Below are 11,578 nucleotides of genomic sequence, written 5' to 3' on the forward strand. Positions count from 1 at the left end.
AGTTCCCGCAGCCGATCCTCGGTGCCGTCGATGAGTTCCTCGAACGCGCCGTAGGCCGGTTTGTCGGGAGGCAGTTCGACCTCGCGCAACCACGCGCCGTTCACATGTCGGTACAGGTCATCCTGCGGTCGGACGGCCGGGTCCATTCCGGTCAGATCCGGTCCGGTCGAACGGCGCGGTGCGGCCGACGAACATGAGGCCAAGGCCACCAGCAGCGGTACCGCCGCGGCCGTGCCGAGGAACCGACGCCGGTCCAACCGGCAGGGTCTGTGCGGATGCTCTCCCGAAACTCTGTCGCGCCCAGTCATATTCACGACAGTAAGGACGGCGGGTCGCGGTGGGATCGGGCTGCCGGATGATCTCCACCCTGACCCGACCCTGACCCGGCCCCGAGGCCGAGACTGGTTGCGCCACGGCGGCTGGGCTTGCTTCGGTCTACGGCTGGGCTGTTCGACTACTTCACGAGTTCGGCGATATCGCGATCACTGAGTACCACCGGCTGCACCGCGTCGCGGTCACGGACCATGCGGGCGGCCCGGTAGAGGGGGCGCTCCTCGGCCACCGCGTCGCGGGCCTCGGCCCGCAACTGGTGCACCAGCACGCCCGATACGGCCAGCGCGGCGGCCAGCGGGCAGGCCGCCAGGGCGTCGGCCAGGCGGCGCAGCCCCAGCAGGTGGAGTTCGCGGCCACCCCCGGCGTCGGTGTACATGGCCAGCGGGATGATGCGGGTGTCGGGCGCGGCGGTGACGCGCAGCACCACCCGGCTGAGGCGGCCGGAGTAGACCAGCACCTCCACACCGGTGGCGGCCGCGATATCGAGCGTATGTTTCCCGCGCCAGGTCTGGGCGTGGATCACGGTGCCCGCCAGCGACATTCGGCGGCGCTGCGCGGCAAGTGCGTACAGGGCGGTCGGCAGCCCCAGCACCAGCGCCACCGCCAGCGCGATCGGCCAGCTCACGAAGAGGGCCGAGAGCAGGCCGACGCCTATCCCCACCCCCAGCGCGGCGAGCGCCAAACGGCGCAGCGCGGGGGCGTACATCTCGGGAGCGATGAGGTCCAGCCCCACCGCCGGGGTGGGCTCGACATTCGGTTGTTCAGTCACGGGTGCGCATTCGTCCAGGTGAGGGTGGGTGTACGTCCGCGCGGACACAGCGGCCCGCACACCGACCGGGACGCTACCAGCATCCCCACCGCCCGCGCCCACCTTCACCCCGACACCACGAAAACCCCACGCCCGCGTTCACCCGGCTCCACGAAAACCCACGCCCGCGTTCACCCGGCTCCACGAATGACCCGCGCCCACCGCACCACTCGGCACCACGAAACCCCCGCGCCGACCGCCGGAATATCACTCGGTGGCCAGCGCCGCGGTCACCTCCGCCACCACATCGTCCAGGGCGACCTGGCGCTGCTCGCCGGTGCGCAGGTCCTTGAGGCCGATCTCGCCCTCGGCCACCTCACGGTCGCCGAGCACGAGCGCCAGGCGGGCGCCGGACTTGTCGGCCGCTTTGATGGCGCTCTTCATGCTGCGGCCACCGTAGGCCAGGTCGGTGCGGATTCCGGCCGCGCGCAGTCGCGCGGCCAGCACCACCAGGTGCTGTTGGGCGATATCGCCGAGCGGGACGCCGTAGACGTCGCAGCTGGCGGCGTCACCGGCCGACGTGCCCTCGGCCCGCAGGGCCAGCACCGTGCGGTCGACGCCCAGGCCGAAGCCGATACCGGAGAGCGGCTGCCCGCCGAGCTGGGCCATCAGCCCGTCGTAGCGGCCGCCACCGCCGATGCCGGACTGCGCGCCCAGCCCGTCGTGCACGAATTCGAAGGTGGTCTTGGTGTAGTAGTCGAGTCCGCGCACCATGCGCGGATTCACCACATACGGCACCCCGAGCGCGTCGAGCAGGCCGAGCACCTGGTCGAAGTGCGCCTTCGCCGATTCGGACAGGTGGTCGATCATGAGCGGCGCGTCGGCCACCAGTTCCTGCACCTGCGGCCGCTTGTCGTCGAGCACGCGCAGCGGGTTGATCTCGGCCCGGCGGCGGGTCTCCTCGTCCAAGGGCAGCCTGAACAGGAACTCCTGCAACAGCTCCCGGTACTGCGGACGACAGGTCTCGTCACCGAGGGAGGTGATCTCCAGCCGGAACCCGGTCAGTCCGAGCGCGCGGAATCCGGCATCGGCGATGGCGATGACCTCGGCGTCGAGGGCCGGATCGTCGACCCCGATGGCCTCCACGCCGACCTGCTGCAACTGGCGGTACCGACCGGCCTGCGGCCGCTCGTAGCGGAAGAACGGCCCGGCGTAGCAGAGCTTCACCGGCAGCTGCCCACGGTCGAGATTGTGCTCGATGACCGCGCGCATCACCCCGGCCGTCCCCTCGGGACGCAGCGTGTAGCTCTGCCCCTTGCGGTCGGCGAAGGTCCACATCTCCTTGCTGACCACGTCGGTGGACTCGCCCACCCCCCGGGCGAACAGGGCGGTCTCCTCGAACACCGGCAGCTCGATATGCCCGTACCCGGCCAGTCGCGCGGCGCGGATCAGGCCGTCGCGCACGGCGACGAACTCCGCCGAGGTCGGCGGCAGGTAATCGGGGACACCCTTCGGGGCCTTGAAGCTGCTGGTATCGGTCACGTCTCCAGTCTTCCAAACCGGTATTTCGCAAGTCCAACCGGTTTACCCGGCCCGACCTCGCGGGCTCGTGCGGCGGTTGTACAGGATGGCCTCAGGAACTGATGGCACACTCTTATGCCGATACAACCGACCACGGAGGGACCACCTAGTGCCGAGCAATGAACAGCGACGCGCTGCGGCGAAACGCAAGCTGGAGCGTCAACTGGCCAATCGGGCCGCGCGGGCCCGCAAGCGCAAGCAGCTCACCATCGCGGCATCGGCCTTGGGTGTCGTGGTGGCGGTGGCGGCGGGTGTCGGCATCTACTACCTGACCCGTGGTGACGACGATACGGCCACCACCGCTACCACGTCGGAGACCCCGGAGGCGTCGCTGGCCTCCGCGCCCCCGTCGGCCACGCCCAAGCCGGAACTGGTGAACTGCACGTATCGGGATTCGGGCGAGGCGGCCCGCCCGGTGGACAAGCCCCGCGCCGAGGGCATCCGGACCACCGGCGACGACGCCACGCTGAGCGTGAGCATGCAGACCAGCCAGGGCCCCATCGGCCTGACCCTCAACAATGCCGAATCCCCCTGCACCACCAATAGTTTCGCGAGCCTGGCCAGCCAGAAGTACTTCGACGGCACCAGCTGCCACCGACTGAGCACGTCGGGTCTGAAGATCCTGCAGTGCGGCGACCCGACCGGCACCGGCATGGGCGGTCCGGGCTACGCCTTCGACAACGAGTACCCGACGGACCAGTACGCCCCCGGCGACCCGACCGCCCAGTCGGTGCCGGTGAAGTACCAGCGCGGCGTCATCGCCATGGCCAACAGCGGCCCCAGCCCGGACGGCACCGGCACCAACGGCAGCCAGTTCTTCCTGGTCTTCGGCGATTCACAGTTGCCGCCGCAGTACACCATCTTCGGCACCATCGACGAGACCGGTCTGGAGACCCTGGACAAGATCGCCGACGCCGGCGACGACGGCTCGATGGAGCCCAGCCCGGGTGGCGGTAAGCCGAACCTACAGGTCACCCTGGAGTCGGTGCAGATCGACTGATCCGACAGATCGGTACCGCTCGCGGGTTTAAACGAACGACCCGGTGGGTACTGCGGAATCGACTGACCACCAGCGACATTCGGCCCCGGCGCACCTGGTGCGCCGGGGCCGGGTCTTTTACGGCGACCCGCCCGAAACCCATGATCGAACCTTCGGCGTAAGGGTTTCCTAACCAAAGAAAATACGAAGTTTTCCGGTTCATGTCGGAATTGTGCGATATATGCTGGATAGCGACGCGCGCGTACGGCGGTATCCGAGTTCTCGCTGGTAACCTCATAGAACGGAGTACGAAGCGGCGTAGTAATCCCATCGGGCGACCCCCACCGGGCAAGTGCCGCGCCTCGAGTGCTCCCGGTGTCCACGTTTGCAGGCGGGACACCGCTACCCGAACCACCGTTCGTGTGGCGATGTCCGTGACGAAGCACCACAATCATCCATAGTGATCACTGCAGCATCGGGGAGCAGGCAATGGCCGAGGAACTCGACGACATCGGCCGCGAAACCGCGGCGATGATGAGGCAAATGTTGCAGCTCGCGACACTTGTCGCGCTGCGCACCCGGGAACGTGGCCAGAAAGAAGCGGAAGCCCGCGTCAAGGTTACCGAGGCCCGTCAGAAGGAAGCCCGTGAGCGTCAGCTCCGGGAGGCCGCTGACTCCAAGGCCAAGGATCCACGCAATGTGGAACTCGCTCGCATGATCGAGAAGCCACCGCTGGACAAGGGCGTTTCGCTGGAGAAGGACCGTTTCGCCGCGCAGGCCGAGGCCACCCGCATGGCCGCCACGCAGGCAGCGATGTCCAAACCGTTGGTTCGATACGATTCCGTGGAGCGGCGTGCCGCCTTGGCGCAGCACCTGACTCGCATGGGCATCGCACCCGAGCTCGCCGCCGTGCGGATGCTGCTCGAGGTTGGGCAGGCGCAGTCGGCGGCCGACGCGGTACGGGCTCGACAGGAGGAGGCCGCGGCGGTACAGCGGCGGGCTCGCGAACAGGAAGCTCGGGGACTACAGCGCGTGCGTTCCTGACGCGGCGCTGATCCTTCTTCGGTTACTGGTCGGGGAGTGCGACGGAGCGCTCAGGCGGATCGGATCCGTTCTCGACAGACGATCCGCCAGTCGGCGACGGCGCTCGGTCGCATGATCCCGGCTCCGGCTCAGATCCGGAAATCTCCCATGGTCGGATCGCTGAACAGGCCCTGCTGCGGCGACTTCAGCGGCAGCGGCGTCAGCATATCCTTGTGCCCGTTGCGCACACTGCAATACTTGAACGGCCCCTTGGGGTCGAACAGCTTCGCCATATGCGGGTCCGCGTGATCCAGAAACCACACCGACAGACCGGTCTTGCCGTCCAGGCGGTAGTGCTCCCATGCCCGCCACATGGCGTCGAGCCGGGCCACCGCCTCCGCGTGCTTCCACCACTCCGGGCACCAGACCGTATCGCTGATATCGGTCACCTGCCGCCGGTACACCAGGGATAGGTAGTTCTCCACGAACTCCACCACGCTGGAGTAGACCATCGGCTGTTGCTGCTGTTCGTTCACAGCGGCCTGACCTCCTCAATCTGTCCGGCGTCGTGCCCCGGAGGCGCTTTGATCAGCGAGGGAGCGCCGATGAGGTCGGCGATCTCGGTCTTCTTGTGCGGAGACGGATCGTGGTGAGCGATCGACTTCTTCACTTCGGCAGCGTACTCGCCCTCCCACCACGGCACGGTCCGAACGAGTACCGGCGGTGTGCCGGAGGAGAATACGATGGCGCGCCCACGTGGCAGAGTGGCCAGGGCGTGCACATTGAAGGTTTTGGACGAGCTCAGCGAGCGGGAATAGCTCTTGCCGCCCTTGGATTCCGAGACCGAGGCCGAGATGGTCTCGTACTCGCCGATCTGCTCGGAGCGCTCCTGCAGGAACTTGTTGTCGTCCACGCCGCTGCCCAGCACCTTGATATTGGCCGCGGCCCACAGCGCCTCCATGCCGTCGACGCCCCAGCAGCGCGCACCCTGCGCCCAGGACTGCAACACCGTCATCACCACGATGCCGCGAGATCCGAAGTGCGAGTACTGCTTCGGCAGATCCTTCCAGCGCACCACGTTCGCGGCCTCGTCGAGCACCGCCAGCATGGGAATGGGCAGGCGACCGCCCGGCGAGCGCGACGCCTTGTGCGTGGCCACGTCGATCACGGCCTCGGTGAGGGCGCTGACCAGCGGCGCCGCCGACCCGCGGCCCTCCAGGGAGAGGCTGTAGAGCGTGCCGTTGCCCTCGATGAACTCGAGTTCGTCGAACTGGATCCGGTTGACGGTGCGGCCGTCCCGGGTACGGGTGTCACCCGGCGTGATCCACGGGTGCACATTCGACAGCTTCAGACAGCGCACCATCTTCTTGGCGGAACCGAAGATGCCGCTGCGGGTGCGGTCGTCGACGTTGAACTGCTGCGCCAGACCGGAGGCCATGAAGTGCTGGCCCGCGCGGCGCAGCAACTCCACCGGCTCGGTGTCACGCCAGTTGTTGACCCAGTCCCACACCTGGATGATGGGTCGGTTGTCCACGGCGGCGGCCAGGAACAGGCCGGCGAGCAGGTCCTCGGCCTCTTGATCGAAGTAGGAGTCGGTGGTGACCTGCGGCCCGGAGCTGTCGTCACCGTCGGCGAAGTGACCGGCCAGGCGTACCGCGCGCACCTCACACCCGGGGCTGTGCGCGTCCACCCATGCCAGCGGGTCCCAGTACCAGGTCGGTTCCTCGTCCGCGACGCCCTGCGGGTCGAAGACGAACGTACGACTGCCCTTGCCCTCGCGCACATCCCGGGTCGCGTCCACCACGTCCCGCTTGTTGGAGGTGGTGAGCACCGGACCGATGGCGGTGAGAATGGCCGGAATGACCCGCGAGGTCGTCTTGCCCTGGCGCGGACCCCAGATGTCGACGTGCAGGTCCTCGTAGGAGCCGTACACCATCTGGCCGTCCGCGACGGCCACGCCGATCGGGACGCCCGGCGTGTCGTCGCGCCCCAGTCGCATGCCCAGCTGCTTGGCCTTGTCCCGCACCCCGGCCTCGGTGAGCGGGCCGATGGCGCTGCCGCTGCCCATGTGGTCGGCCTTGTCGTCCACCGCCAGTCGGCCGACGGACTTGCGCGTCTTCATCTTCCGCTTGACCACGAGGTAGGTCACGGCGGCGAGCACCACCAGCACCACGATGACCGTGGACGCGGTGGGCCAGGTCAGCTCGCCGCGGCCCAATCCGAACCCGAGGGCGATCGGGTTGATCGGGAGATCCTGCGGGGGCGTGGAGAGCTGATTGCCCAGTTGCAGGGCCACCCACAGGGTTCCGAACAGCGCGAAGCCCGCGTAGATCAGATACAGGGTCGCATCCGGACCGGGTACGGCCGGATCCTGCACTTTCTTCTTCGCCATCTCTGCCTCCTGGGATGACCTGTCAGTCGTTGCCGCTCAACGGAATTCGTCGAGCCGCCAGCCGTCCGCGGTGCGGACGACGGTGGCGACGACCGTCGTCGGCGGCAGCGGTTCGCGCCGCCCGTCCGGGTACACGACGGTCTGTTCGATGCCGATCTTGTACTGCTGCCGGTTCGGGTCGGTGCCCGGCGCCGCCACGCCGGAGGCGAAGGTGAATGCCTCGACGGTGGCGCCGGCGCTGCTCCACTCGGCCCACCGCACGGTCGCCTTCGGCGTCTCGACCGCGGTCGCTGTGCTGTCCAGGGTACGGATCAAGCTGGGACCGAGCCATTCCCGCGCCCGCGCCAGCGCCGCGCCCTCACCCTCGGTGGCGGGATGCCAGGTGAAGATCTCGTGCAGCGCCGTCACCGCGACCCCCTCCGGGGTCGACGGGTCGGGAGCCGGGGCCTCCTCCAACAGCCTGGTGGTGGACGTGGGCGGACTCCAGCCCGGCGCGGATCCGGGATCGTCGCCGTCGGAACCACAGGACACGACCAACACCGCGACGCTCGCCACCAGCATCACCACCAGGTTCGCGCGTTTCACCGGACTACCGTTCCAGGCTAGTCGTCCCCGCCGGTCGCGGGGCGATACCTGCGGTTTTCCCGAGTCGGCGTGTCCGGTGCCGGATGCCGTCATATGCCGCGCTTGGCGTCGTTGAGGGTTTCGACCAGGGTCCGGTTCATCTCGGCGGCGGCGGCCAACTGCTGTTGCAGCAGCGCCACTTTGCGGCGCAGCGCGGTGGCGTCCATGCGCTCCAGGCCCGGTCCCTCGGCGGCGCGGACCCAGTTGCGCACCGAATTGGTGTGCACGCCGATCTGATCGGCCACCACCCGGCACGCCTCGGATTCGCTGCGTAGCTTGCCCGTCAGCGCGATGACCTGTTCGACGGCGGCCTGCCGGACCTCCGGGGAGACTCTTCGGTACGACCGATGCGGCATCATGCGGCACCCTCCTCGTCCGAGCCACGGTGCGAGGTGGATTCGGTGAACTCGCTGAAACGCTGGTTGGTGTCGTGGATGCCGCTCTCCCGCTCCGAGGGCGTGAACTCCATATGGAACGGGATGCCGGGTCGCCGGTCCTCACCGATCTTCAGCAGGAACTTGCCGGTACCGGGTGCGGACGGGCGGTGCTGGCCCGGTTTGAGCGCCTCACCCGTCAGCGCCTGCGGCGCGGACCAACTGGTCACCATCTCCTCCTCGGCAGCAGTGAAGGGCACCGTCGAATCCAGCCGCGCGATCTCCTCCGCCGGCAGCGCGCCGAATATCTTGGCGCGCGCCCGCTCCAGGAAGCCGAGTGCCTTGGCGATGGCCGCCTCCGAACCCAGCGCCTGCAGATCCTTGATGGTGTGGCTGATCATGATGAGCGCGGTGGCGATACTGCGTTGCAGACGGGTCAACTCGTCCACGCGGTCGACCATGAAGTCGCCCAGGCCGAGCACCTGCCACAGCTCGTCCATGACCACCTGGAAGTAGCGCTGCGGACCCATATCCGCGTCGGCCAGCACATGGGCCGCCTCCACGGAGGCGAAACCGTCGGCCCAGCAGGCCAGCATGACAGCGGCCTTGAGCTTCTTGTCCCCGTTGGGGATATGCGAGACGTCGATGCAGACGGCGGTGGCTGCGGTGTCGATCGGCGTGGTGGTGTGGCCGTTGAAGACCGCGCCGAAGGGACCCTGGGTGAGCGCACGCAGCGAGCGGCGCAGCCCCTTGATGGCGTTCTGGTACTCGGTGTCGTCGTCCGCGCCCGCATCGAGTTTCAGCTCGTCGCCGCCCGCCACGATGACCTCGAGCAGGTTCTCCAGGATGGGCGGCTGGTCCGGGGTGAAGCCGCTGCCCTCGCGGTAGAGGATGCGCAGGCCGGTGGAGATGAGGGTTTCCTCGTAGTCGCGTACCCGGGCGCCGCGCACCAGTTCGACCAGACCGGCGATGAGCGTGACCTGGCGGGCGCGCATCTCCTGCACCACCTGCGTTTGCAGAGCGGGCAATTCGGACAAGCGAGGGACGATGGAGCCGAGCACGCCCGCGGCCAGGGGATTGAGTTTGCCGTGCCCGTAACCGAGATCGATGACCTGGCCGCCGACCAACTCCACCAGTTTGCGGTAGTCGGGCTTGACATCGGCCAGGATGAGCGGGGTGATGCCCTGTGCGACACCGCCCAGCACGATGCGGCGCACCAGCGAGGATTTGCCGAAACCGTTGAGGCCCAGCACGAACAGGCTCGGCGCGGTGATGAAGCTGCCGCGCATGAACCAGTTCATGGGGTCGAAGCAGACCGGAGCGCCGGTGTGCAGGTGCGACCCCAGCGGCGTGCCGATCAGTGGCGCGCCCGCGCCGACCGACCACGGCCACAGGCCCGCAACCTGCGCGGTGGTGGCGCGGTATTCGACCGGGCGGCCGATCACGTTCATCCGGCCGCCGCCCTCACCGAGATAGCCGCGGTCGGTGAGTTGGGCTGTGGTGCGGTCGAATTCGTCGTGGCTGCCGTACTCCATGCGCTCCACGCGGGCGGCGAAGTTGCGGCGGCGCAGATCGTCGGTGTGCAGCCGGAACGCCGCCCAGGCCGCGCCGAGGCCGTTCTTCTCCCGGGCGACGGCCTCGAGCCGGGCACGGGTGGAGTCGTCGAGCAGTTTCGGACCGGACTGCTTCTGCTTGCCGCCCTTGCGCGCCTTGGCTCGCTGCCGCTGCTCGGCGCGCTCAGCCGCCAGTGCGGCCCGGTCGGGTTTGTCCGCGCCCCGGCCGGTTCGGCGGCCGCGGCCGGTCCGTTCGACCGGTGGGGTTTCGTGGCGGGGCCGCCGCGGTCGTCGGGGTGTCGCGGCGCGTCCACCCAGGTGCACGCGGTCGCCCTCGACGGCCCGCCCGCGTCCGTTCTCGCGGCCGTGCTGTCGATCCCCCTCGACGGGGCGTCGCCCACCGGCGTCCTTGGCACGATCCCGCCCCGGTTCCGCCTTGCGCATGCGCTCCCCTTCCGGCAGATCCGTACCCCGCCCGCGCTCACGCACCGGGTGTTCCGCTCGCGGCCGCTGCCGGGTTTCCCCATCCCGCCGCTCGCGAGCACCGTCGTCGGCTGCACGCAGCTCCCGTGCCCCGTCCTCCCCGCGCCGTCGGGACGCGAGCTCCGCCTCCCGACGCTCCCGTCCCGGAGCACCGGCCCGCCGCCCTTCCCGCCGCGCCGGCTCCTCCTCCCGACGCTCCCGTCCGGGCTGTTCACTCACACGCCGATCACGCACAGCGGCCTCCACCTCTCGATGCCCACGACGCTCCCCCACACGCTCCACCCGCCGCGCGCCCTCGGTACCACGCCCCCCGGCCCCGGCAGCACCGGCCTCGTGCGCGTCGGAACCGGAAGCATCCGCCGCCGGACCACGCGCCACGGAACGGGACCCGTCAGCCACCACCTCGCGCGACTCGGGACCGGAGCCGTCGGCCACCGGACCACGTCCATCGGAGCTGGAAGCGTCGGCGACCGCCTCACGTGCGTCGGGACCGGAAGCGTCGGCGACCGCCTCACGTGCGTCGGGACCGGAAGCGTCAGCGACCGCCTCACGTGCGTCGGGACCGGAAGCGTCAGCGACCGCCTCACGTGCGTCGGGACCGGTAGCGTCGGCGACCGCCTCACGTGCGTCGGGACCGGAAGCGTCAGCCGCCGGACCACAGGCGTCAGAGGCGGCCCCGCCAGGCGCCACCTCGCGCGACCGGGGACCTGAGCCGTCAGCAACCGGGCCACGCGCATCAGCGCCGGAAACCTCGGCGACCGCCGTGCGCGCGGCGGAGTGGGATACGTCAGCAGGCTGCTCCGATTCCGAGTCCATGCCGGTTTTTCCGTGCCCACGCCGAATCGCACCGGAATCGCGGCACTCTCGGACGGAGAACTCCGCCCCGCCCGTGGGCTCGTCGTCGCGCTGCCGCCGCACGGCGGGTGCGGCCGTGCGGTTCTCATCGAACGGTGCGGGTTCCGGCTCGCCGCGCTCACCCCCGACGAGCTCAGCATCATCGGCACCGGAATCGGCAAGTTCGGTATCGAGGCGACCGGAAGCGCGCTCGGTATCGATGCGACCGGGATCGGCAAGTCCGCCGATATCGCGCTCGTGACCGGCGGGAGCGGTTTCGCGGCGGCTGTCCCGTGCTGTCGGTTCCGGGTTCACTGCGCCGGTACGGGCCGGTCCGATTCCCGCCTGGTCCGCATCGGTTACCGCCGCATCGCGCGCGTCATCGCGGTCCACGGTCGCCGCGGTACCGAGCGCGATCGCGCCGTGTGCGGCCCCCGCTGCCGGACCTACCTCGATCTCGCGTTGGGCCACAGTGGGTTTCGCTGCCGCACCAGCCGAAGCCGCTGCCGCACCAGCATGTTCCGCTGCGGTGTGTCGCCGATGTTCTCTCCGCACGCCCTCCGCTTCCGGCGGGGTCGCATCCGATCGCCCGGTCGCGCCTCGCGCACGGGTCTCGTCCCGGACGTCGGTATCCGATGCCGCACCGCCCGTGGC

Annotated in this window: 10 protein-coding genes and 1 pseudogene; 3 read left to right on the top strand and 8 right to left on the bottom strand. The window is 69.2% G+C overall.

The annotated features are described in order from the left end of the window. The 3 genes and pseudogenes from QK444_RS22845 to hisS all read right to left on the bottom strand — a co-directional run. Window positions 1-257: pseudogene (locus tag QK444_RS22845) on the bottom strand (M13 family peptidase); the annotation flags it as partial. 197 nt (window positions 258-454) lie between these two features. After that, window positions 455-1,102 (bottom strand): hypothetical protein, encoded by a 648-nt coding sequence (locus tag QK444_RS22850; RefSeq protein WP_282783509.1) that lies wholly within the window; start codon window positions 1,100-1,102, stop codon window positions 455-457. Window positions 1,103-1,348: 246 nt separating this feature from the next. Then, a complete protein-coding gene (hisS, locus tag QK444_RS22855) occupies window positions 1,349-2,623 on the bottom strand; it encodes a histidine--tRNA ligase (RefSeq protein WP_282783511.1) in 1,275 nt (424 codons plus the stop codon). A 148-nt stretch (window positions 2,624-2,771) separates the two neighbouring features. Here hisS and QK444_RS22860 point away from each other — a divergent pair, with 148 nt between their 5' ends. Both QK444_RS22860 and QK444_RS22865 read left to right on the top strand, forming a co-directional pair. Beyond that, a complete protein-coding gene (locus QK444_RS22860; RefSeq protein WP_282783513.1) occupies window positions 2,772-3,662 on the top strand; it encodes a peptidylprolyl isomerase in 891 nt (296 codons plus the stop codon). Window positions 3,663-4,130: 468 nt separating this feature from the next. Next, entirely contained in the window at window positions 4,131-4,685 is a 555-nt protein-coding gene (locus tag QK444_RS22865) for a hypothetical protein (protein WP_039815232.1), read from the top strand. 128 nt (window positions 4,686-4,813) lie between these two features. Here QK444_RS22865 and QK444_RS22870 read toward each other — a convergent pair whose 3' ends face one another. The 5 genes from QK444_RS22870 to QK444_RS22890 all read right to left on the bottom strand — a co-directional run bounded on the left by QK444_RS22870 (window position 4,814) and on the right by QK444_RS22890 (window position 9,589). Continuing rightward, a complete protein-coding gene (locus QK444_RS22870) occupies window positions 4,814-5,200 on the bottom strand; it encodes a DUF4913 domain-containing protein (RefSeq protein WP_282783517.1) in 387 nt (128 codons plus the stop codon). Next, window positions 5,197-7,056, bottom strand: coding sequence for a TraM recognition domain-containing protein (locus tag QK444_RS22875; RefSeq protein WP_282783519.1), 1,860 nt, complete (start codon window positions 7,054-7,056; stop codon window positions 5,197-5,199). Before QK444_RS22875 ends, QK444_RS22870 begins: the two co-directional genes overlap by 4 nt. A gap of 36 nt (window positions 7,057-7,092) precedes the next feature. Continuing rightward, window positions 7,093-7,641: a hypothetical protein gene (locus QK444_RS22880; protein WP_282783521.1), complete on the bottom strand. Its 549-nt coding sequence runs from the start codon at window positions 7,639-7,641 to the stop codon at window positions 7,093-7,095. An 89-nt stretch (window positions 7,642-7,730) separates the two neighbouring features. Continuing rightward, window positions 7,731-8,039 (bottom strand): transposase, encoded by a 309-nt coding sequence (locus tag QK444_RS22885; RefSeq protein ID WP_039815235.1) that lies wholly within the window; start codon window positions 8,037-8,039, stop codon window positions 7,731-7,733. After that, entirely contained in the window at window positions 8,036-9,589 is a 1,554-nt protein-coding gene (locus tag QK444_RS22890; protein ID WP_282783526.1) for a hypothetical protein, read from the bottom strand. Before QK444_RS22890 ends, QK444_RS22885 begins: the two co-directional genes overlap by 4 nt. A 1,329-nt stretch (window positions 9,590-10,918) precedes the next feature. Between QK444_RS22890 and QK444_RS22895 the strand changes: the two genes are divergently transcribed. Further along, the coding region (locus QK444_RS22895; RefSeq protein ID WP_282783524.1) for a hypothetical protein at window positions 10,919-11,578 on the top strand (660 nt) is incomplete at its 3' end.

The sequence above is a fragment of the Nocardia sp. CC201C genome (genome assembly GCF_030010695.1).
In the GTDB taxonomy this organism is placed as follows: Bacteria; Actinomycetota; Actinomycetes; order Mycobacteriales; family Mycobacteriaceae; genus Nocardia; species Nocardia otitidiscaviarum.